The following is a 24,174-nucleotide window of genomic DNA, read 5'->3' as shown; positions in this document are numbered from 1 at the left end:
CCAAACCCTGAAAGGGTGACACAAAATTGCAATAATCGGGCTTTTTTCAACAAGGACCCGGCGATAACCATAATCCACAATAACGCCGTCGCAGGAGCCATTCCAATCCCAAAGAGATGACAGTGTGATAGAAAATCAAGAATCCGGCCGATCCCAAACCCTGAAAGGGTAACACAAAATTGCAACAAACTGCTTCCTGCATCGTTAAATTTCGCCGATCTTTTCCTTATCTGTGTATCCAACATAACTGGCGATTAAAATCCAACTTCCATTCCCGTATGAAACAATCCACTTTATTCAATTCAATAACAACCGCGGCCTTATCTCTCTTTTTTCCAATTATTCTTTCTGCACAAATCATGGACAAAAACTCAATTGCTGCGCCGGGAGCTCAGGTTGAAAAACTGGGTGAAGGGTATAAATTCACGGAAGGACCTGTCGCTGATGCAAAGGGAAATGTTTTTTTCACAGATCAACCCAACAACAAAATCATTCGCTGGGATGCCGAAACTAGCCAGTTCAGCACTTTTTCCGACAAAGCGGGTCGGGCGAACGGCATGTATTTTGACAAAAAGGGAAACCTTGTTGCTTGTTCCGATGAAGATAACCAGGTCTGGTCCTTTGACAAAAAAGGCAATCCGACTGTTTTGGTAAAGGAATACGACGGAAAACTGCTGAATGGCCCGAATGACCTGTGGATAGATCCCAAAGGCGGCATGTACCTGACCGACCCGCTATATCCAAGAGATTATTGGAAACGTGACCCAAAAATGCAGCAGGACGGCGAGCATGTATATTATCTTAGTCCCGGCAGCAAAGCGCTGGTGCGTGTGGATGATAAGCTCAAAAAACCAAACGGGATCATCGGCACGGCTGACGGCAAAAAACTCTATGTGGCAGACATCGGCGCCAATAAGACTTATCTGTATGACATAGCCAAAGATGGCTCGCTGACCAATAAAATACTTTTCGTATCCAAAGGCTCCGATGGCATGATTCTCGACAACGAGGGGAATTTATATCTGACTGGCGACGGCGTAACTGTTTTTGATAAAACGGGTGAGAAAATCGCTCATTTCCCCATCAGCAAAGGCTGGACGGCCAACCTGTGTTTCGGTGGGAAAAACCGTGATTTACTTTTTATAACGTCCGAAACTGCGGTTTATGGAATAAAAATGCGGGTAAAAGGTGTTAAGTAAAATATTGATCAGTACATTTCGCTGAACAATATTTGAAACGATCCCAGTTACAGACCTCACTTATTATCCGATATGATTTCCACAGCGCAAGAAAACGTCTCAACATCAACCGATACCAATCCTTTTTTTTCAGCATATACAACACCTTTTCAGGTTCCGCCTTTTGATAAGGTTCAAGCGGAGCATTTTATGCCCGCTTTCGAGGAGGGTATGAAACAGCAGGAAAATGTCATTGCTCAAATTTGTACGGCCACTTCCGCTCCTACCTTTGAAAATACGGTGGAAGCTCTGGAGACAAGCGGTGAGCTTTTGACAAAAGTTTGTGCGGTATTTTTCAATCTGGTGTCAGCCAATACCTCACCTGAAATCGAAAAAATTTCACAAATCATTGCGCCAAAACTCTCAGGTCATGGTGATGATATCTATTTGAACGCCGTTTTGTTTGAAAAAATAAAAAAACTGAATGACATCCAGAGCACTTTAAATCTTACTCCGGAACAAAGTCGTTTATTGGAAAAAACATATAAAGCCTTTGTCAGAAGCGGCGCAAATCTTGACGCAGAGCAGCAGATTAAAATGCGGGAGATCAATAAAGAACTTTCGTTGCTGACCGTACAGTTTGGACAAAACCTGCTGGCCGAAACAAATCTGTTTGAACTTATTGTCGACAACGAAGCCGATTTATCGGGGTTATCCCCTTCTTTCAAAGCCGCCGCTGTGCAATCTGCGAAGGAAGCCGGGAAGGAAGGTTCATGGCGGTTTACACTCCATAACCCGAGTGTGATGCCATTTTTACAATATGCCGAGAACAGACTGTTACGCGAAAAAATATTTACGGCCTATATCAACCGCTGCAATCATGGCGACGAGCGGGACAATAAAGAAATTGTCGCACGTATTGCCACGTTACGGGCCGAAAGAGCACAATTGCTGGGTTATCAGACCCACGCCGGTTTTATTTTAGAGGAAAGCATGGCCAAAACACCTGATCAGGCTTATGATCTGCTCAACCGGCTTTGGAAAGCTGCGTTACCGGTAGCCAAATTTGAGGCCGGCGAAATGCAGAAAGTTATGGATAAAGAAGCAACAGGCGGTGTGCTCGAAGCCTGGGACTGGTCATTTTATGCGGACAAGGTTCGCAAGGAAAAATACAATTACGACGCGGAGCAACTTCGTCCGTATTTCAAGCTTGAAAATGTGCGTGACGGTATTTTTGCTGTCGCGCAAAAACTGTATGGTTTGACATTTACCGAAGTCACAGCGATCCCCAAATATCATCCTGATGTGACGGGCTATGAGGTAAAAGAAGCGGATGGAACACATACCGGAATTTTTTACATGGATTTCCACGCACGCACCTCCAAACGTGGCGGAGCCTGGATGACATCCTATCGCAAGCAATCGCAAAAAGATGGAAAGGCCATTTCTCCGATCGTTTCCAATGTTTGTAATTTTGCAAAACCGACGGGAAATGAACCGGTATTGCTAACGCCGGATGAGGTGGAAACACTTTTCCACGAATTCGGACATGCGCTGCATGGCTTGTTGTCAAATGTAAAATATGAAACGTTGTCAGGAACTTCTGTCCCCCGGGATTTTGTAGAGCTGCCTTCGCAGATCATGGAACATTGGGCCTTCGAGCCTGAGGTATTAGCACTTTATGCCAGACATTATGAAACCGGTGAGGTAATCCCTGCCGATCTGGTTGAAAAAATGAAAAATGCCTCAAAATTCAATCAGGGATTTGGGACCGTTGAATATCTGGCGGCATCCTTTCTGGATATGAGTTTCCACACCGTAGAAGCCGGTCAGCCGATCGACACTACCACTTTTGAAAAACAGCAAATGGTAGATTTGGGATTGATCAGTCAAATTCCGCCAAGATACAGAAGCACTTACTTCCAGCATATTTTCTCCGGCGGGTACTCTGCCGGCTATTACAGTTATATCTGGTCGGAGGTACTGGACAGCGATGGTTTTGCAGCGTTCAAAGAAACCGGTGATATTTTTGACCCGTCAACCGCAGCATCTTTCCGAAAAAACATTCTGGCCAAAGGCGGAACCGAAGAACCTATGACCTTATACAAGGCCTTCCGCGGAAGAGAACCGGAAGTCAAATACCTGCTTGAAAATCGGGGACTGGATAAGGCTGTTTAGTTCTTCAATTTCCCTGTCTCGTAAACTAAAGGTATTCACTTAATCGTGGATACCTTTAGTTTTTATAAGACAACATTCTTCACTCAAAACCATGCACTTATATTGCAAAATATCTCCTATCAGCAAGGTATAAGCAAGAGCAATATCTACAATTAAAGTAGATATATTTCTACGCGATTGACAGTTGGCGATTTTCTAGATTTGTGAATGAACATAGTTCAGTTATTATTATTTCATTACTCACGTTTTAGAAGCCCACCGTATGAACACAACTGACCGCACCTCAAAAACCACCGGACTATCTTTTGAACGTTACTACACCGTTGATGACGCCAGTGTCTTTGATTTATTTGATTACGAACGCAGAAGATCAGTGATACGCAATCCAAATGGAGAATTGATATTTGAAATGCGTGATGTAGAGGTTCCTTGTCATTGGTCACAAATTGCAACGGATATTCTCGCTCAACAATATTTTAGAAAGACGGGAGTACCGCAACCCAATGGTACACTGGGAGGTGAAACATCCATCCGGCAGGTAGCACACCGACTGGCTGATTGCTGGCGTTTCTGGGGTTTGAAACACCATTATTTTGCAGGTAAAAAAGATGCACAGATTTTTTACGACGAAATAGTTTACAGTATACTTAAACAATGCTGTGTTCCCAATTCCCCACAATGGTATAACACCGGCCTGTATCAAAGCTACGGGATAACCGGAGAACCGCAAGGCCATTTTTTTGTTGATCCTGGTACAGAAAAACTGGAAAAATCTCAAAACGCATATGAGCATCCTCAGCCACACGCTTGTTTCATTTTGAGCGTTGACGATGACCTTGTCAATGAAGGTGGCATCATGGATCTCTGGATAAAAGAGGCCAGGCTTTTTAAATACGGCGGCGGTGTAGGCACCAATTACTCCAATATAAGAGCCAAAGGCGAAACAATAAACGGAGGCGGGAATACAAGTGGCTTACTGAGTTTTTTAAAAATCGGCGACCGCGCAGTTGAAGCAATTAAAAGCGGCGGTACCACCCGCAGGGCAGCCAAAATGGTTTGTCTTGATATAGATCACCCTGAGGTGTTGGACTTTATAGACTGGAAGGTTAAAGAGGAACAAAAGGCGGCTGTGTTGATAGCGGCGGGTTATCCAGCGGATTACAATGGTGAGGCCTATAAAACAGTGTCTGGCCAAAGCTCAAATAACTCTGTCAGGATACCCAATGAATTTTTTAACAGATTATTAAACAACCAGAATTGGGACCTTACTGCCAGAACCGACGGGCGGATCATGAACAGCCTTCCGGCAAAAGATATCTGGGACAAAATTGCCTACGCTGCCTGGCATTGTGCAGATCCCGGAATACAATTCAACACGACAATCAATGAGTGGCATACCTGTCCGAATGGCGGACCGATAAGGGGATCAAATTCATGCAGCGAATTTATGTTTCTGGATAATACCGCCTGCAACCTTGCGTCACTTAATTTACTACATTTCCATGATGAGGAAACAGGTAAATTTGATGTAAAAGGCTTCGAATACATGTCGCGGCTATGGACGATTGTGTTAGAAATATCCGTCTTAATGGGACAATACCCGTCTTCAAAAGTAGCCCAATTGAGTTTTGATTACCGTACGCTTGGTTTGGGGTACGCCAATCTGGGTTCATTGCTTATGGTGAACGGGATTGCTTACGACAGTGAAAAGGGACGTTCCATCACCGCTTCCATTACCGCCATCATGAGTGGCATCGCTTACAAAACATCTGCGGAGATGGCTAGGCACCTGGGGCCGTTCGCAAAATATTATGCAAATAAATCAGCAATGCTAAGGGTCATACGAAATCACCGTGCGGCAGCATATAACGCAGGAACTGCCTACGAAAATCTGGAAATACTTCCGATGGGCATCAATCCGGAACATTGCCCGGATTATCTCTTATCAGCCGCCACCAATGCCTGGGATGCAGCCCTTGCTATGGGAGAAAAATATGGTTACCGTAATGCACAGGTTTCCGTTATTGCGCCAACCGGCACCATTGGCCTTGTAATGGATTGTGACACAACGGGCATAGAACCTGATTTTGCTTTGGTTAAATTCAAAAAATTATCGACTGGCGGTTACTTCAAAATTATTAATCAGTCTATACCCTCGGCATTAAAAAACTTAGGTTACGCCAAACATGAAATTAATTCTATCATAAATTATACCAAAGGCTATGGCAGCCTTTCCGATGCTCCATTCATCAACCATACCACTTTGTTAGATAAAGGATTTAACAAAACTGATTTAATAACGCTGGGCAAGGCAGTGACTTCCGCATTTGAAATCGGTTTTGCATTTAACGCTTATACACTTGGTGAAGATTGCATGAAAAGACTTGGTTTTTCGCCAAACGAATATTTTGACAAAGATTTCAATTTACTGGAAAAATTAGGTTTTAAAGAGATGGAGATTGATTTAGCCAACGATCACGCATGTGGAACAATGACACTCGAAGGAGCTCCATACCTGAAAGCTGAACATTTGCCAATTTTTGACTGTGCTAACAAATGTGGCAGCAAAGGAACGCGGTATATACATGCACATGGACATATCCGCATGATGGCCGCAGCGCAGCCTTTTGTCAGTGGTGCAATTTCAAAAACGGTTAATCTGCCCCACGAGGCAACAATGGAAGAAGTGAAAGAAAGCTATTTTCTCAGTTGGCAGCTAGGGACCAAAGCATGTGCTTTATATCGGGATAACTGCAAAATGAGTCAGCCACTGAGTGGCAAAACCAAGAAATTAAAAAAAGAAAGTATTGAAACCATCTCTTAACTTAGCAAAAAAAGCACTCAAAAATTTGACCGTTTTGGGATGACAAATTCAATCACAGTTTTACAATTTGATTCGAAATAATAATGGGAAGTTTTATCGAAATTAACGATACACTACAAATCACAGCAGAACAGGGGTTTCCAGCCGACATACTCAACCTTGAAAAACACTTGAAAACGCCGGTAACACTGGATGATGTGAAAGGGAAAGTTTTCCATTTCTATAAAAAAGACAGCGCAAGAATATTTCACCTGGACCCTGTACGCGTATTTTTAGTCCAGAGTATCAACGGGAAGTGGCTGATCTGGGGCAAGGCATTGATACAGTCGCAAACCATAGAAAAACAATTGGATGAGTCCGGACAATGGATTGACGGGAAATGGCAAACCAGCGGTACTTACATTATTTCAGAGATATACGAGCCTGCCTATCAGGAACTTTTCACAAAACGGGAATCCGTGCCTGGTAAGAGCTATTTATGAATAAAATACAATCCGCATGGACTTGTCCTCTCCGTTCAAGTCCGTGCGGATAACTTGCTTAAAATACACTCAGAACCTTTACTTCTGCCAAAATCTCCTGCCTTCGGAATACCTTTTCCTCACCGGAACACCTCCGCATAATACCAAAAACGACTTTCTTCAAGGCTTATATTTAGCTATGAAATTTTTATACTATATTCAGCAATAGGACGTTACAAAAGTCAACCAGCTCGCTAACTATGCGTATAATTTTTACCCTATTTTTCATATTATACACACTTACAGTTAGCGCGCAGGAACGTATAACCATCAGCGGCTTTGTCAAAGAACAGGGCAGCCAGGAGCAGCTTCCGGGTGTGAATGTGTACATTCCCGATACGCCTTATGGCACAGTTACCAATACCTATGGCTTCTATTCACTGACACTTCCCGTTGCAGATTCTGCTTTGATCGTTTACTCTTTTGTAGGTTACGAGAAGACGGAGCGAAAGATCAGTCTGAGGAAAAATGCGGAACTCAACATTTTACTGACGACCATCAATCAGTTGGACGAAGTAGTGGTTTCCTCCCGCCGGCAGGAGGACTATGTCAGCCGTTCAGCGCAGATGAGCCAGATTGAGATCCCCATTCAGCAGATCAAGAAAATACCTGCCTTTTTTGGCGAAAAGGATGTCCTGAAAGTTTTACAGCTGATGCCGGGAGTGCAAAAAGGCACAGAAGGGCAAACGGGGTTGTATGTGCGCGGCGGTGGCCCGGACCAGAACCTCATCATTCTGGACGATGCTGTGGTGTACAATGCGAACCACCTTTTCGGCTTTTTCTCCATTTTTAACAGTGATGCGCTCAAAAGTGTGGAACTCACCAAGGGCGGGTTTCCGGCAAGATATGGCGGACGGTTATCCTCTGTGTTAGAAATGAATATGAAAGAAGGAAGTAAAGATGCCTTACACGGCGAAGGAGGTATTGGCGTTATTTCATCAAGACTGACGCTTGAAGGGCCTATTTCCAAAGGAAAATCATCATTTTTAATATCAGGGAGACGCACTTATATTGACATCCTGGCGGCTCCGCTGATCGCCCGAAACCAGCGCGGCGCGGATGAACAGGTAAAACCCGGCTATTACTTTTACGATCTCAATGCAAAAATCAATTACGATCTGGGCGCGAGAGACAAGGTGTATTTAAGCGGATATTTTGGCCACGACAAGTTTTACGCCAATGAAACCGGCAACAATGACGAATCCCGCGCAGGCCTCGACTGGGGAAACAAAACGGCAACGCTCCGATGGAATCATTTGCTAAATCAGAAGCTATTTGTCAATACCTCGTTCATTTACAGCAATTTCAATTTCGGAGTCTCCAATTATAGCAAAGACCTCAACACAGATGGCAGTGTTCAGGATGAATTCAGCCTGCGTTACACATCCAAAATCCGCGACTGGGGCATCAAAACAGATCTGGATTTTTATCCCTCACCCAAACATGCTGTAAAATTCGGAGCCCAGGCCACGTTTCACCGCTTTATTCCCTCCGCCCTTGCTATTCAGGGTTCTTTCATTGACGAATCCATAGAAAGGTCGGTTAAGCCGGTCAATACACTCGAAAGCGGGATTTATATTGAAGATACCTGGCAGGCGGCCGATGCGCTGAAAATGAATGCTGGGTTAAGGATAAGTTCCTTCCAGACTGCCTCAAAAACATACATCAGGCCGGAACCTCGTTTCTCGGCAGCCTTGCGCCTGGCTCAGGATTTTTCATTCAAGGCATCGTATGCCCAAATGAACCAGTATGTCCATTTGTTATCGAACACCGGGCTTGGCCTGCCGACAGATTTGTGGGTACCGACCACAGATCGCGTCGCACCACAGCAGTCGCAGCAGGTTGCGATTGGTCTGGCAAAAGATCTTGAAAAACCCGTGCTGACCTTGACACTGGAAGGTTATTACAAGAAAATGAACCACATTCTTAATTACAAGGAAGGTGCGTCATTTTTGAGTATTAATGGTGAAAACGCCAATGAGCTAAGCTGGGAAGACAACGTAACGGCCGGGAAAGGCTGGTCATACGGAGCAGAATTTCTGGTGCACAAAAAAACCGGGCGGTTTTCGGGGTGGGTTGGGTATACGCTTTCCTGGACCAAATGGCAATTTCCTGAGCTCAATTTTGGCAAGACATTTTACCCCCGTTATGATCGCCGGCACGACTTATCCGTGGTTGGGATTTATGAGCTGAGCAAACGCATCACGCTTTCTGCCACCTGGGTTTATGGTACGGGCAATGCGCTCACCTTACCAATGGCCAGTTTCACCGGCGTCACAGACAATTTTTTCAGCCGCTTTTCTTCGGGTGGAAAATCTACCATAACCTGGAATGGCGACCGGGTCAATGAGTATGGCGAGAAAAACAGTTTTCGTGCGGAGCCCTTTCACAGGCTGGATCTGGCGGTACAGCTGCACCGAAAAAAGAAACGACACGAACGGACCTGGGAATTTGGGCTCTACAATGCCTACAATCGCAGAAATCCGTTTTTCTACGACATTTCGGAAGAGAAACTGGCTAATGGCAACACCAAAAGCACGCTGAAACGTTACTCCCTGTTCCCGGTATTACCTTCCGTAAGTTATAATTTCAAGTTTTAAGATATGAAAGCAAAGATTTTTATTCTGCTGATAGTGCTGACCGGGCTGTTTTCCTGTGATACCCTGATCACGGAAATCTCGCCCGACGACCTACCCGAAACGACGTCAAAGCTTGTCGTCCAGTCGTTTATTTCCCCCCAGGCGACCCGTATCAACGTGGTTGTCACCGAGTCGATTCCTTTGTTTGGCGAATCGAGTTCAAGCACTTCGGTTATCAAAAATGCTGTCGTGAAAATGTCGGGGGGAGGTAAAGAAGTAACATTACTTTATGATTCAACCAGCCAGCTTTACACCATAGAAAAAACCAAATTTCCGATCGTTGCATCGGAAACATACAAGCTGTCTGTTTCGGATGGAAAACGCTCGGTGACTTCCACGTGCACCGTCCCGGCCAATCAGGTCACCATAAAATCTTACGTACTGGACACTGCTTATCTGAGCCGGCGCAATGGCCCGGACACAGCCCTGACGGTAAAAATGATCTGGCAGGATATTCCCGGAGAAAGCAACTACTACCGTGTGCGGGCCAATATGGATGTTGAATATTCTATTCTGGAAGGTACCAATCCGGATAACTTTGAGGAAAAACGGGTTCGAAACCGGTTCAGTATCAACTGGGACGACAACAGCGGCAGAAGTGATTTTCAGAATGACGTAAATCTGGATGGAACTTCGTTCACCTCGCCGTTGGGAAGGGGATTTCTGCCTTCATCGCTGTTGTATACTTCGAGCGACGGCACCAAGTATTATGCAAAACAGAAACTCAAATTAATCGCGCTCGTGATGGAAGTGAACAACACCGAAAAATCGTATTACGATTACCATCAGTCACTCAGGCTAAATGACCGTACCGACAACCCTTTCGCTGAGCCGGTTCTTGTTTTTAATAATATCGAAGGCGGACTCGGTTGTTTTGCAGCCTATAACAACAAGCAGCTGATTTACCGGCCCTGATCAGAAATCTGTCAAAACACTTTTATTATCGCTATTTGCTTTATAACTTCCATTCTATATTATCCTCAACATTTCCGTAAATAGACTGATCTGTATGTTTAATTAATCCGATTTACTTATGAAACACCATCCGATTGTACCAAGAGAAAGGATTCTGGACACCGCGCTGCGTCTGTTTCATGCACAGGGCTACAATGCAACAGGAATTAATCAGATTATCAGCGAGGCCGGCGTTGCCAAAGCCAGTTTGTATTTGCATTTCAAATCCAAGGAAGAGCTGGGCATCGAATATCTGAATGCCCGTCACGATCTGTGGTTTACGCAGCTCAGACTATTTACAGACGCAGAAAAGAAACCCCGTAAAAAGATTCTCGCGGCCTTTGATTTCCTTACGCACATCAATGAGAATGAAAATTTTCGCGGGTGCAGCTTCCTCAATTTATTATCCGAGATACAACCTGACAACTTCGTACTTCTCGCCTCTATACAAACGCACAAACAGGAGCTGAGACAATTTTTTGCCGATATTCTTGAAGATCAAAAAAATGATATCTCCGACATTGTTTACATGCTTTTCGAAAGTGCTATCACGGAAAGTCAGCTATTTAAAAGTCAATGGCCGGTCGAAAAAGCACAACAAGCCGTTTCTGATCTTTTTAAATTGAAATACATCAAATAAGATCATTTCCCCTCAACTACATTTTTCTACAACAATTTCCAGATTGAGGTCAAAGCACCTCATAGTAACTCTCGTCGTCAGACACTTTCTAAAAAACCAGATAAGATAATCTCCCTAAAATCGGATAATATTATAATATATTGATTATAAGCAATATAAATACCGAACAATAATCCTATTCTGTATATTCACTTTACCCCTTTCCTTTTCTTTTGGTCAAAATTTCTCCTGCACAAGTTTACGGTAATTCATAAGGCACAGTTTTTTCGATAGTGTTATAAATCGGACTTATAACAATTGCATATTACACCAGTAAACTGAATCATTATAACACTCCGAATCAGATACAACTAGATTCCGGTCTGTATAAAACCTTAACACTTCATCATCATAACACGGATGTTGCCAGCCAAAAAAGCTGGTAACGTCCTTTTTTTGTTAACAAGACTCAAATTCAGCCATTTGTCGCCTCCATACCAATAGCTTTTTTATTGACTGTGCTTTAAGGGTTTACGTATATTTACAATTCTGACCGTAACCCCACTATTTAAATAAATCGTTATGAAAAAAACACCAATAACACCTTTCACAAAAATACCTGAATCCCTGTTTTCATTGTTTCTCTTTTCAATGGTTGCCGCCGGATGTAGCCAGAACAATGATAATGAAAACACCAAAATTACGGGACGATATATCAATGAGACTTTTCTTGGCAGCGTATCCGATTCAATACCCGGATTAATCCCTGTTTATTGTTATGAAATGAATTTTTCGGATGCTGATAGTGTGGATATTTTGTATGGTTTTGAGCAGGCCAAACTTGCTTATAAAAAGAGTGGAGACAAATATTTGCTTGTAAAAGCGCTCAAAGATAAGGATATGGTATTTACGCTGAACGACGATCATACCATCACATTAATCGATAGTGCATGGAACGGCGCTACCAAAAATTCACAATTTAAAGCGGCCAAAGGTGATACAGACTTTATACATTCACTAAATCAACAAATAATCGCAGGAGAATATAATCTGTTCAGTTCGGGTAAAATCGCACCGCAAAAGGTTGTTTTCAGTGCAGACGGAGCAGTTAAAGGTCTTGAAAACTTTACCCGTTACACGATTTGTTACAGCGGTGATTGTATGGGAGAAATTTATCCGATATCCAACAGCATCACATTAAGTAATGACAAAAATGAGGCTCTAACTTTTGCTTTTAAGAAGGATAAAGAAAGAAAAACACTCAGCATTTATCACATTGAGGCGCCCGTTCAGGATATCAAAGGCGAAAGGGCAATCAAAGGAATCGCTTTTGACCTGCGCCAATAATCTGCTTTTGCTCACATTAAAAAAGCCACTCCCAAACGGAAGTGGCTTAAAAATATATTTATTGAACCGTAATTTACTGATCCTAAATAGCAGAGCCAACAAGGCTTACAATACTTCCCAGAGATTTGCTGGAAGCTGTTGCAGCCAGCTTTCCGGCCATGCCTTTTTTGTCAAGTCCTCCCACAGCTTTTGTAGCCTCGCCGAGTAACCCACCAAGCTTGCTTTGTGAATCCGAACCCAGGATTGATGAACCCGCTTTGATTAATCCCAAATTGCTCGTTAAACTAGATGCATTGCCAAGCAGGCCGGATTCGCCTTTTCCTAATAAGCTGCTGATCCTGTTAGCACCAACAAGCATTTTAACTGCGCTCACCGCTTTTCCCAAAATCCCCGATTGTAATTTTCCACCGGAAGCCAAAGGAATGAGCGATTTAAGATCGCCCGCTTTGCTTAACAATTTGTCTTTCAATGTGCCTGTCGATCCCTTTGCTTCACTTTCCAGAGCCGCAGTTCCTTTTGTTAACGCCTCAGCCGTACCAGCATCGTCTCCTTTTTGGGAAAGTGCAACCGCCTTGTCGAGCAGGCCTTCCACAGACATATCCTGTGCGAATGAAACATGTGTTAAAAATAACAGGCAAAAAGCAGTTGTCAGGGATAACATGTAATTCTTCATAACTTGTGTTTTTTTATGTGATGTACTATTGACGGTAAAGAATGCAAAAAGACACTTTTTCAAAAGAAAAAAATTTGCTTCGTCCTGATGCCAAAACCAGTGGACGTAACAGAATTACCTATTTTTTCCTCACGATACTGACCATTGCGCTTGGATTAACATCCAGAAAAATGGCTGATCAATTTCCGAAGTTAGTTAATTTATATCTTGGCGATGCACTGTGGGCGTTAATGATTTTCCTTATTGCCGGATTTCTTTTTAACAAACATTCAACACTGCGTACTACGCTGTATTCGGCAGTATTTTGTTATCTGATCGAGATCAGCCAGTTATACCATGCGCCATGGATTGATGCCATTCGGGCAACCACACCAGGCGCGCTTGTACTGGGTTATGGCTTCCTGTGGAGTGATATTCTGGCTTACTCCATCGGTATTGGCGTAGGTCTGTTTTTGGAAAAACTGCTGTTAAAAAATAGATAAAGACAGATCGTTCTATTTTCAGCAATGACCTGCCCGCTCGATTTCTATCTTAATAATCGCTTACGCATTTCTGTAAGATGGTCATCTGAAAAGTCGTGGTGCGTAACAAAACGGACCAGGTTTTTCCCAAAAGTTACTGCCTGAATTCCCGATTCAGCCAAAGTACGGACATATTCCGGCGCTGAAATATGCGAAGCGACCCGAATAATAACAATGTTGGTATCCACCGGATAAATGTCCTCTACCTCCGGTTTTTGCCTGAAAATTTCGGCAATCGCACGGGCTCCCACATGGTCTTCCTTTAAACGGTCAACCTGATGATCAAGCGCATAAATGCCTGCCGCGGCCAAAAAACCCGCCTGTCGCCAGCCTCCTCCCATAACCTTACGGAAACGTTTGGCTTTGGTAATCATTTCTTTTGTCCCCAACAATAATGAGCCCACGGGACATCCCAGCCCTTTGGACAAACAAATACTGATGCTGTCAAAAACCTTTCCAAATTGTTGAGGCGTTTCGCCAGTCTCCACCAGAGCGTTAAAAAGACGCGCACCGTCGAGATGCAAAACGAGATCATTTTGATCACATACCGCACGAATCGCTTTTATCTCCTCAAAATCATAATAACAGCCTCCGCCTTTGTTCATCGTATTTTCCAGAGAAACCATCCGGCTTATGGTCGCATGAATATCTCCTTCCGGGCTTATCGCATCAGCAACCTGTTCGGCATTGATCCTGCCGCGGTCACCATCGAGCAATTTCACTGATGAAAATGAATTCAGCATGATCCCGCCTCCTTCGTAAAGATAGATATGCGAATTTTTATCACAGATCACATCACTTCCGGGCTGCGTGTGCACACGAATTGCCAGCTGGTTGGTCATCGTTCCTGACGCACAAAATAAAGCAGCTTCCATACCAAACAATGCCGCCGATTTTTCCTGTAAAGCATTGACAGTCGGGTCGTCGCCCATGACATCGTCCCCCACCGGCGCGGACCACATGGCTTCCTGCATGGCTTTGGTCGGCCGTGTTACCGTATCACTACGAAGATCTATTAACATTTATATTCCATTTTTTCAAAATCACTGGACAATTTGAACTCTATCGCAACAAAACTACTGAACGAGCTCAGACTATAACGTTTTACAAAATTCCTGACAGGTCACGAATCTTGCTTTTTGTTTTAACAAATTTACAATCAGCCTATCGAGTTTATTCACCAGCACTTCACCATCAGGGCCTTTCACATAACCTGGCAATTGATAACCGGCAATTTCTGCAAATTCCCAGGGGTGAAAATAGAGCATCAGGTTTTTGCGTTTCCTCAGGGTGACGCGGCATAGATAAGCGTACAAACCGATCGGCAGGTTTTTGAATGCAAGCCAGAACAAAGGAAAACGGATCAACGGTGTTGTTGAACAAGGCAATTCCAGCAGACCGTTTTCTGTATACGGAAGCGGGCTTTTGTGTAACAAATTATACCGCCCCGGCAGATAAGTCGGGTTGATGGACGAGTCGTACTCAAATCCCCAGTCCGCCAATACGGCTGCATTAAACGGTTTTAACCGGGGCATCCTGAACCCCGTAACCTTTTGCAAAGTAATACCTTCCAGAATCCGTTTTGATTCCAGAATATCTTTTTCTTCAAATGCATGAAACGGCGAATGATACAACGAGTGGGAAGCTATTTCATGTTTTTGTGAAATCGATTTGATTAATTCAGGGTTGAGCTGCGCATAGTTTCCTGTGGTAAAAAAAGTCGCACGGATCTGGTGTTTATCCAAAAGGCTGAGCAGTCTGTCGGTTCCGGTTCTGGTGACGGTCATCTGGTCCGAATCGGATACTTTCTGACCATATTCTTCCGGAATATCAAATTCTTCCAGATCGAAGGTCAGCATTACAAATTTGTTGTTCATAAATCACGCGTAGTCATACCGCGAACTAACTTAATATTCCGCTTAAAAAGAACTTTTGCGTAAAATTTAATAAAAACAATGCGGACTAAAACCAACCCGGACCCGCCGCTACAATATCTTTGGGTAGTATTTTAAAAAATCCAACTTTTAGTAAAAGTCGATAACCTTTAATTCTGCCCGTTCCGATGAAAAAAGTATTGCTGTTCCTTATTCTGTTAACTTCCACGAGCGCTTTCGCACAACAGGGCGTTATCCGGGAAAGCCTGAAAGTAAAAAGTAAATTGCTTGGAAAAGAAGTAAAGTACAACATTTATCTTCCGGCTGACTATGATAAAACCAATAGAAATTATCCGGTCTTGTACCTTCTTCACGGTTACTCCGACGATGAAACGGGTTGGACACAATTTGGTCAGGCGCAGGAAATAGCAGATAAAACCATTAACAGCGGTGACGCTCCGCCCATGATCATCGTAATGCCGGATGCAGAAGTGACCTGGTACATGAATACGTACGATAACAAGGGGCGATACGAAGATTTCTTTACGGAAGAATTTATTCCATACATCGATGCCACCTATCGTACCCGGGCAAAAAAGGAGTTCAGAGCGGTAGCAGGGCTGTCAATGGGCGGTTTTGGAACTTTGCTTTATGCGACAAAACATCCGGATTTATTCGCCGCAGCATCCGCGCTCAGTGCGGCCGTGAGGACCGACGAAGAGATGATGGCTATGCCGGATGAAAGATGGGAAAGCCGGTATACCACGATTTACGGACCGAATCTGAAAGGCAAAGCCAGGCTTACCGATTTTTACTACAAAAACTCCATTCTGAAAATTATTGAAACCGTAAATCCTGAAAAACTTAAAACCGTTCGTTATTATATAGATTGCGGTGACGATGATGCCCTGGTGAAAGGAAATATGGTGTTGCATGCCAGTCTGATGGACAAGGGTATTCCACATGAATTTCGGGTGAGGGATGGCGCGCATACCTGGACCTATTGGCGTACCGCTTTACCAGAAGTTCTGAAATTTACGGGCCAGAGTTTCCGGAGATAAATTGTCATTAAAAACGGAGTAAAACAAATGAGTGATGAAAGATAATTTTTCAAAACAATCGAAAGAATATTCGGTTTTCAGGCCCACTTATCCGGACGAAGCAATAGCTTTTATCTTGTCTCAGGTCCCCGATAAAACGGCAGTATGGGATTGTGGGACGGGGAATGGACAACTGGCTGCTAAACTCGCGGATCCGTTTTTACATGTAGATGCCACGGATATCAGCGAAAATCAGATTGCCAATGCGGTAAAAAAAGACAACATAACCTATCAGGTTGTAAGCGCCGAAGAAGCACCTTTCCGGGAAAATTCCTTCGATCTGATCACGGTTGCGCAGGCGATCCACTGGTTTGATTTCGACAAATTTTATGCAAAAGTCAGGACTACATTAAAGCCGGACGGCGTACTTGCCGTGATCGGTTACAATCTGATGCAGATCGACGAAGCCTGCGACCGTGTGATTCTGCACTTTTATAAAGATATTCTGGGAGATCAATATTGGGATAAGGAGCGGAAATACCTCGACGAAAAATATCAAACGATTCCTTTTCCCTTCCGCGAAATTCCAGCACCTGAGTTCGCTCAAAAAGTTAACTGGACGCTGGATGAATTAACGGGATATCTTAATACCTGGTCTGCCGTGCAGCATTATATTAAAGCCAATGGCGTTAATCCGGTTGAAGAGGTACGGCAAAAACTGCAAGACATTTGGCGAGAGGACGAAAAGAAAGAAGTTTGCTTTCCAACACTTTTGCGGATTGGGAAGGTAACTTGAGTTTAAAATAAGCTTATAAAAAAACACCAGGCATGTTATACACCTGGTGATCAAAAACTTACCATATTTACTCAACCCGGATTGAACCAACCAATCCTATAATGTCTCTTTTAACCAACCGAAAAATTCACGCTGCCATACCAACGCATTTTGCGCGCTGAGTACCCAGTGGTTTTCATCCGGCAGGTACAATAACTTACTTTTGATCCCCTTTAATTGTGCCGCCTGAAATGCCTGTAAGCCCTGCTCAATCGGCACGCGGTAGTCTTTTCCACCCTGAATTATGAAAATCGGTGTATTCCATTTGTCCACGAAATTACTTGGCGACTGGCTGAATGACCGCTGCGCAACCGTATTCTTTTTGTCCCAGTAAGGACCGCCTTTTTCCCAGTTTTCAAAAAACATTTCGTCTGTTGTGCCGTACATGCTTCTGAAATCAAAAACACCGTCATGCGAGACAAAAGTTTTGAAACGACCTGCGTGTTCTCCTTCCAAGGCAAATACTGAAAATCCGCCAAAACTTGCCCCAACGCATCCCAGCCGACTTTTGTCGACATAAGATTCTTTTGAAACCGCATCAATGGCGCTCAGATAATCTTTAATAACCTGACCTCCCCAGTCCTTGCTTACCTGCTCGTTCCATTGCGTTCCGTGCCCCGGCATTCCTCTGCGATTAGGTGCAACGACAATATATCCCTGGGAAGCCATTAATTGAAAATTCCAGCGGTAGGAATAAAACTGTGTCAATGGTGCCTGCGGACCTCCCTGGCAATAAAGCAGGGTTGGATATTTTTTGGCAGGATCAAAATTTGGTGGATAAACTACCCAAACCAGCATTTTCTTGTTATCTGTCGTAGTCACGAACTTGCGTTCCGTTTTACATTTTGCAAGTGATGCGTTGATATCGTCATTGACATGTGTCAACGGTTTCATCGTTCCGTTGGTAATGTCAACCGTAAATAACTCCGCCGCATTGTTCATGTCATTTCTGGAAACAATCAGCGTATTGCCAACCTGTCCAACCACGCCGGTAACATCAAAATCTCCTTTTGTGATCTGCGTAATGGTTACGGCAATTTTCGTCAGTCCGGGATAATTCACTCTGAACAACTGAATCGTTCCGTCAATCGGAGCCCAGAAAAAAATGGTCCGGTCATCTTCCGCCCACTTGAACCCTTCTACATGGATATCGTCACGTTGGCCGGTCAGGTTAATTTTGACATTTCCGTTAGAAACAATGATATCCTGCTTATCCGCCTCATAACCATCCCTTTTCATTTGCAGCCATGCAAGCTGGCCTTTTGTGTTGTAAGCAGGCGCTATGTCGTAACCTTTATTTTCTTCCGTAAGGTTTTTGGTAGTTCCTTTTTCGATATCATATTCGTACAAATCGGTGTTGGTGCTAACGGTGTAGTCTGTACCGAATTTCTTTTTTGTTACGTATAAAACACGCTTGCTATCCGGATTCCAGATAAAGTCTTCGTCTCCGCCGAAAGGTTTCTGAGGACAATCAAATGCTTCACCAGCCATAATATCCTTTGCTTCACCCGCAGCTCCGTTTGTAAAAGGGGCAACGAAAACGTGATCAAATTTCCCATCCTCCCAGGTATCCCAGTGACGGTAATTCAGCGATGTAAACACATAGGCATTGGATTTTTTCAAATCCGGATACTTATCCGAACCGATGATATCTTTTACCTTTACAGCGTCACTACTGATGATATGTTTGCCGTCAGGTGAAATTTTATCATTTGCCAACACGCCTTCCGTACTTGTAATTTCAACCGCCGTACCACCGCTAACAGGTATACTGTACAACTTTCTGGCACTTTTATTTTCCTCTGCATTGGGCGTGCTTACCGAATAAATAACGTTTTTCTTATCAAGAGACAATCCCAGGCCTGAAACGCGGCCAAGGTTCCAAAGCTGTTCAGGAGAGAGTAAATTCTGAGCTTGCGACCCGAATGAAATCAGGACTAACCCAGCCGCATACCAAATTTTATTCATGTTTTTATTGATGATTTTAGTCGAAAGAAAAATATTCGTTATCCTTTCGGGAATAAATTAAAACGTGAATTTAGGAGTTAGCGGGGGGAAAACAAAAAACCGGGGTGAGTGCGGGTGATGTTTTGGGGAATGATGACGATTGACGATGGGCGGGAGAATGGTTGATGGCGAGGAGGCAATTGACCGGGGTGACGAATGACGATGGGGGAAATGATGGATGTGTGGGAGAACGATTGATGGCCGAATCCCACTAATAACCCCGGGGCGTTGCCCCGGGCTAAGATATTAACCCTTTCAGGGTTTTGGTGGTTGGAGTGTTTCGTTATTTTTCATTTTTCATTCTCAATTCGTCATGCCAATCACCCTCTCATGTTTTCCATCAGTTTTTGAATGATCCCTACGGTTTTTTCGGTTTGTTCTCTGCTTGGGGTTGTGTCCCAGTTTCCCAGGATGCCGTTGCTACCGATATAAATTCCGTCTTTACGTGAAATGAAATTTGCGCCCTGGGTATACAATTTGTAATTAACCTCGCTTTGAGGAATCAGGCACGAAAGCTGCCCGGATACCGGCGTTAATTCCTGATCATTGAAAACGGGTTTGGCGCCTAATCCCATACAATTGACAACCACACGTTCCGGCAGTGCATCAATATCTTCCAGTTTTTTGATCTCCTGGATTTTTACTTTTCCGCCAAACATGAGAAAATCATTCAAGTGGTGTCTCAGGTACGTCGGGATGTTGAACATCAGATTGGAACGTCTGGTCACATGGCCGGCTTTGAACGGATGCTCTTTTTCGGTCAGTTTTACGCGCTCGGGAATTAGACCATGAATTTCAAAATCTTCACCGCCGGCTCCGGGGATATATACAGGTTCTTTTTCAAAAACGCCATACTCCTCAGCCCAGCAGGCTATATCGTTCATCCCTAAAAGGAACTGAAAACGTCGGAAAGAAAACCGTGTTGCGTCCTCCCAGATCGCCTTAAATTCTGGTTTGGCAACTTTTACATCGCAAACCCGGGAAGCCGGCGACCAGGTACCCGTTGCCAGATTGCTGGTGATATTAGGGGGAACATCCTTCGTATATATCGTTACCTCACAGCCACTTTCCTGCAACAATCGCGCGGTGGCAATACCAACCGTCCCACAGCCCAGCAATGCGATCTTTTTCTCATTGGTCGCCAAAACCATTTTCCTCGCCATGTCACCCGTTCCCCACGACAATGACCACCCGCTGCCACCGTGGCCATAATTATGCACGATCGTTTTATTTCCCAGGGCCTCCGTTTCAATACGCGGACCTGACGGGCGGAAAGGACGCAATCCCACGGTTTCCTTCACGATACGGTCCATCGAAAGCCGCAATTTAGGAATCTGATGATAACCGCGACTGATATGAAAATGTTTGTCGGGATATTGTAACTGTGTTTTCGGTGCGCAGGATGTTGCAACAGCACCAAGTGCCAGACTGGCCGGAACAGCTTTTTGGAAAAAGTTTCTACGATTCATTTGAAAGGGAGTAATAGGACGACGATTCAAACGAAAATTAGTCAACCCATTACTCGATTACAAATTTAATATCGCAAAAAACTTAATTATCGAAATTATATTTTACCAATATTCACTTTAATACAATAATAACACAGCATAATACTACATATGCAAGACATTGACTTAACAATGGCTCAGATGACTACTCTTTCGTCAACGACGGCGGTGCATCCGAGGCTGCATTGCCCCACTTCTCATTGGGTGTTTCTCCCATTTCCAGCAGCAGCTCGCCTCCATTGGTAATTTCCTGATGCGACAAATAGGTTTTTGTGAATGGTTTGCCATTCAGCTTTGCCGACTGGATGTATAAACCTTTATCAGATACGTTGTTTGCCTTGATTTTAAATTTCTTATTTTTTGAAAGCTCAAAAACCACTTCTTCAAAAGCTGGCGTTCCCAAAACATAATACGGTGTTCCGGGTGTTACCGGATACAGACCGGCCATACTAAACGCCAGCCATCCCGACATTTGCCCCCCGTCTTCATTACCACTCAGTCCGCCGGGCGTGATATCATACTCTTCACTGATGATTTTACGAACCCATTTCTGCGTTTTCCACGGTTGCCCGGCGTATGCAAACAGGTATGGAATCTGGTGGTTCGGTTCGTTACCATGCCAGTAATATCCTTTTTCAAACATCGAATCGAGCTTGGCAACAAAATATTTCTCCCCGCCAACGGCCTTTTTAAAGCCGGCAATATCCTGTGGAACAAACCAGGTGTATTGCGCAGGCGAGCCCTCAGTGATAAAACTGGACCGTTTTGCAAATGGGTCAAAAGGCTTAATCCAGCTGCCATCCGCATACCTCCCACGTGCATAACCCGTCGAAGGATCAATCACATACTGATAATTCATCGCTCTTTTTCTAAGCGCTGCCGCATCCTCGGTAAACCCGAGCTCCTCTGCCAGCACAAAAAGACAGAAATCGTCATAGGCATATTCCAATGTCCGTGAAACCTGCTCCCGTTTGTGAAATGCCTGCCATACGCTATCTTCCAACGGGACATAATTGTATTTCAGATACGATGTTAATCCCCGTCGTCCTTTGCCGGCTTCATAACTTTTCTGATCTGTGTTAACGTCAAAAGCATTTTTGCGCAAATACTTATACCCCGTTTGCACATCAAAATTCCTTACATTTTTAACATAGGCATCCGCCATCACCGACATCACATGGTCGCCGATCATGGCAGCCGTATAGTGATTCCAGATCGGAAAAATGGGCATCCATCCGCCTTGTTCTGCTTTTTTAACCAGCGACTGCATCATATCGCCGGATTTTTTAGGTTCTAAAAGTGCATTCAGCGGCATCGAAGCGCGGAAGGTATCCCACATGCTGTAATCACAGTAATAATCAAATCCGTCTGTTTTTTGAAGCGGGGTTCCGCCGGCAAAAGAAGGATACTGGCCGTCTACATCAGAATACAATCTTGGTGACAGTTTCGAACGGTAGAGAGCACTGTAAAATAAAACCTTGTCTTTTTCAGTACCTTTCACCTTCATTTTGCCCAGAGCATCGTTCCAGTTTTTCTCCGTTGCTCTGCGTACGGCATCAAAACTTTTACCGGCCTGCTCCTTTTTCAGGTTATGCCTCGCACCCTCCAGACTTGTAAACGAGGTGCCGATCTGAACAATTACAGACTGCTGTTTGGTGCCAAAACCCACATAAGCACCCAGCTTTTCACGTTTTCCTTTTCCGGTTCTCGTCCTCCCCATGGGCACAATCGTATCAGATTCCCAAACACCATATTGCGTAAAAGGCGTGTCAAATTTCAAAACAAAATAACCGCTGAATCCCGCCGACTGGCCTGATCCCTGATAAATACGGTGAACGGGATTATAGCCGACGATCTCTCCCCTTTCAGGATACACTTCGACAAAACCCTCACCCTCGTCGCTATTAGGCTCTACTACGATAAAATTCTCCTTTCCTGCTTCATACGAAAAACGCAGCATCGCCGAACGCGCCAGGGAAGTCACTTCGGCATTGATCTTATAATCGTCGAGCAGCAAACTATAATAAGCAGGTGTCGCCACCTCTGTTTCATGGCGGAATGCGGAAGCACGTTTTTCGGCATCTACAATAAGTTCTCCCGAAAGAGGCATCACCGTAAGCGTTCCATAATCCTGAACACAGGAGCCATTAAGCCAGTGTGTTCCCCGAAAACCCTGAAAACGGGTGTCCGCATAATAGTAGGGCGCTATACATTTTGTCTCGGTCGCTCTGGTTTGCGGCGTCCATTGCGTCATCCCGTAAGGCGTTCCGACAGCGGGCATGGTTTGTCCTTTTAATTCACTGCCCGCTTCGCTATGCATTTTAGCACTCTGTGTAGCCGCCGGAGCCGTACCAATTCTCGTTTCTACATATTGAATGGGTAATTTCTGAGCCTGGGAAACGTTAAAAATCATCAGCAATAACGCACTGAAACAACCTGATAATTTTTGAAAACGTAAAAAAAGAGACATATAAATAGAATAATGTTATGACTGCCGGCATTCGGTCTTTAATATTGGTTATTAAAGATGAATTACCAACTTCTGTATTAATAACTAACTTTACTGGCAAAGCTACTACTAAGACGAATAATTAGATTATTGCCCTTATGAACCTACATATTATCGATACCGGTTATTTTAAACTTGATGGTGGTGCGATGTTCGGTGTTGTACCAAAAACGCTTTGGAATAAACACAATCCGGCCGATGAAAAAAATCTGTGCAGCTGGGCAATGCGTTGTCTTTTGATCGAAGACGGAGATCGCCTGATTCTGGTTGATACCGGCCTGGGCGATAAGCAGGATGATAAATTCTTCGGATTTTATGATCTGCATGGCGACGCAACATTAATCGGATCTATTAAAAAAGCCGGATTTAGTGCGGAGGACGTCACGGACGTGATTCTTACGCATTTGCATTTTGACCATGTAGGTGGTGCGGTAAAATATAATACAGACAAATCTGTTCTTTTACCTACCTTCCCCAACGCCACCTATTGGTCCAACTCCTCGCACTGGGCATGGGCCACGAATCCGAATCCAAGGGAAAGGGCATCATTTCTGAAAGAAAACATTTTACCGATCAAGGAATCCGGACAGCTGAAATTTATTGAAAATGAAAAATCACCCTTTGCCAATATTGATTTTATCCACGTCGACGGACATACCGAGCAAATGATGCTGCCGGTTATCCATTACAAAAATCAGAAAATCATTTACGCCGCTGACTTAATTCCGTCATCCTTTCACCTCCCGCTACCATGGGTCATGAGCTACGACGTAAGACCTTTGCTGACGATGCAGGAAAAAGAAAACGTATTGAAACAGGCCGCAGAAGAAAAATGTATTTTACTGTTTGAACACGACCCTGCCTACGAAGCCGCCGTTGTAGAGCAAACCGAAAAAGGGGTGAAAATTATGGAGCGTGGAGATTTGAGGAATTTTATTTGAGAACAA

18 protein-coding genes are annotated in these 24,174 nt (G+C 44.0%); 12 read left to right on the top strand and 6 right to left on the bottom strand.

Features of this window, described 5'->3' with window-relative positions; genetic code table 11:
* The first annotated feature begins 359 nt into the window (after positions 1-359).
* The 8 genes from M1L62_RS28880 (at position 360) to M1L62_RS28845 (ending at position 12,260) form a co-directional block, all read left to right on the top strand.
* The gene (locus M1L62_RS28880) at positions 360-1,199 is read left to right on the top strand and encodes an SMP-30/gluconolactonase/LRE family protein (protein ID WP_254563120.1); all 840 of its coding nucleotides are present in this window, start codon (positions 360-362) and stop codon (positions 1,197-1,199) included.
* A gap of 189 nt (positions 1,200-1,388) precedes the next feature.
* Positions 1,389-3,356: a M3 family metallopeptidase gene (locus M1L62_RS28875; protein WP_254563119.1), complete on the top strand. Its 1,968-nt coding sequence runs from the start codon at positions 1,389-1,391 to the stop codon at positions 3,354-3,356.
* A 262-nt stretch (positions 3,357-3,618) separates the two neighbouring features.
* Positions 3,619-6,180, top strand: coding sequence for an adenosylcobalamin-dependent ribonucleoside-diphosphate reductase (locus M1L62_RS28870; protein WP_254563118.1), 2,562 nt, complete (start codon positions 3,619-3,621; stop codon positions 6,178-6,180).
* Positions 6,181-6,263: 83 nt separating this feature from the next.
* Complete coding sequence (locus tag M1L62_RS28865) at positions 6,264-6,662, top strand: hypothetical protein (RefSeq protein ID WP_254563117.1); 399 nt, start codon at positions 6,264-6,266, stop codon at positions 6,660-6,662.
* Positions 6,663-6,901: 239 nt separating this feature from the next.
* Entirely contained in the window at positions 6,902-9,301 is a 2,400-nt protein-coding gene (locus tag M1L62_RS28860; RefSeq protein WP_254563116.1) for a TonB-dependent receptor, read from the top strand.
* 3 nt (positions 9,302-9,304) lie between these two features.
* On the top strand, positions 9,305-10,255 hold the full coding sequence (locus M1L62_RS28855; protein WP_254563115.1) for a DUF4249 domain-containing protein: 951 nt from the start codon (positions 9,305-9,307) through the stop codon (positions 10,253-10,255).
* Positions 10,256-10,373: 118 nt separating this feature from the next.
* A complete protein-coding gene (locus tag M1L62_RS28850) occupies positions 10,374-10,934 on the top strand; it encodes a TetR/AcrR family transcriptional regulator (protein WP_254563114.1) in 561 nt (186 codons plus the stop codon).
* Between the two features lie 561 nt (positions 10,935-11,495).
* Positions 11,496-12,260 carry a hypothetical protein gene (locus M1L62_RS28845; RefSeq protein ID WP_254563113.1) on the top strand — a complete coding sequence of 255 codons (765 nt, stop codon included), beginning with the start codon at positions 11,496-11,498 and terminating at the stop codon, positions 12,258-12,260.
* 82 nt (positions 12,261-12,342) lie between these two features.
* On the opposite strand, the gene M1L62_RS28840 is transcribed toward M1L62_RS28845, so the two are convergent.
* Positions 12,343-12,933, bottom strand: coding sequence for a hypothetical protein (locus M1L62_RS28840; RefSeq protein WP_254563112.1), 591 nt, complete (start codon positions 12,931-12,933; stop codon positions 12,343-12,345).
* A gap of 41 nt (positions 12,934-12,974) precedes the next feature.
* Between M1L62_RS28840 and M1L62_RS28835 the strand changes: the two genes are divergently transcribed.
* A complete protein-coding gene (locus M1L62_RS28835; RefSeq protein ID WP_254563111.1) occupies positions 12,975-13,415 on the top strand; it encodes a ribosomal maturation YjgA family protein in 441 nt (146 codons plus the stop codon).
* Between the two features lie 44 nt (positions 13,416-13,459).
* Here the strand turns inward: M1L62_RS28835 and M1L62_RS28830 are convergent, their stop codons facing one another.
* Positions 13,460-14,476 (bottom strand): threonine aldolase family protein, encoded by a 1,017-nt coding sequence (locus M1L62_RS28830; protein WP_254563110.1) that lies wholly within the window; start codon positions 14,474-14,476, stop codon positions 13,460-13,462.
* Positions 14,477-14,548: 72 nt separating this feature from the next.
* Positions 14,549-15,331 (bottom strand): polysaccharide deacetylase family protein, encoded by a 783-nt coding sequence (locus tag M1L62_RS28825; protein ID WP_254563109.1) that lies wholly within the window; start codon positions 15,329-15,331, stop codon positions 14,549-14,551.
* 185 nt (positions 15,332-15,516) lie between these two features.
* Between M1L62_RS28825 and M1L62_RS28820 the strand changes: the two genes are divergently transcribed.
* Positions 15,517-16,389, top strand: a complete 873-nt coding sequence (locus M1L62_RS28820; protein WP_254563108.1) for an alpha/beta hydrolase — start codon at positions 15,517-15,519, stop codon at positions 16,387-16,389.
* Positions 16,390-16,423: 34 nt separating this feature from the next.
* Entirely contained in the window at positions 16,424-17,164 is a 741-nt protein-coding gene (locus M1L62_RS28815; protein ID WP_254563107.1) for a class I SAM-dependent methyltransferase, read from the top strand.
* A 96-nt stretch (positions 17,165-17,260) separates the two neighbouring features.
* On the opposite strand, the gene M1L62_RS28810 is transcribed toward M1L62_RS28815, so the two are convergent.
* The 3 genes from M1L62_RS28810 to M1L62_RS28800 all read right to left on the bottom strand — a co-directional run bounded on the left by M1L62_RS28810 (position 17,261) and on the right by M1L62_RS28800 (position 23,188).
* Positions 17,261-19,171 carry a S9 family peptidase gene (locus tag M1L62_RS28810; RefSeq protein ID WP_254563106.1) on the bottom strand — a complete coding sequence of 637 codons (1,911 nt, stop codon included), beginning with the start codon at positions 19,169-19,171 and terminating at the stop codon, positions 17,261-17,263.
* A 359-nt stretch (positions 19,172-19,530) separates the two neighbouring features.
* Positions 19,531-20,679 carry an FAD-dependent oxidoreductase gene (locus tag M1L62_RS28805; protein ID WP_254563105.1) on the bottom strand — a complete coding sequence of 383 codons (1,149 nt, stop codon included), beginning with the start codon at positions 20,677-20,679 and terminating at the stop codon, positions 19,531-19,533.
* Positions 20,680-20,863: 184 nt separating this feature from the next.
* Positions 20,864-23,188, bottom strand: coding sequence for a GH92 family glycosyl hydrolase (locus tag M1L62_RS28800; RefSeq protein WP_254563104.1), 2,325 nt, complete (start codon positions 23,186-23,188; stop codon positions 20,864-20,866).
* 137 nt (positions 23,189-23,325) lie between these two features.
* On the opposite strand from M1L62_RS28800, the gene M1L62_RS28795 reads away from it, so the two are divergent.
* On the top strand, positions 23,326-24,168 hold the full coding sequence (locus M1L62_RS28795; RefSeq protein ID WP_254563103.1) for an MBL fold metallo-hydrolase: 843 nt from the start codon (positions 23,326-23,328) through the stop codon (positions 24,166-24,168).
* Positions 24,169-24,174 lie beyond the last annotated feature (6 nt).

It is taken from the genome of Dyadobacter diqingensis, from assembly GCF_024220585.1.
GTDB classification, from domain to species: domain Bacteria; phylum Bacteroidota; class Bacteroidia; order Cytophagales; family Spirosomataceae; genus Dyadobacter; species Dyadobacter diqingensis.
The sequence above is the reverse complement of the archived record's forward strand: the minus strand, read 5'-3'. Positions and strand labels throughout refer to the sequence as shown.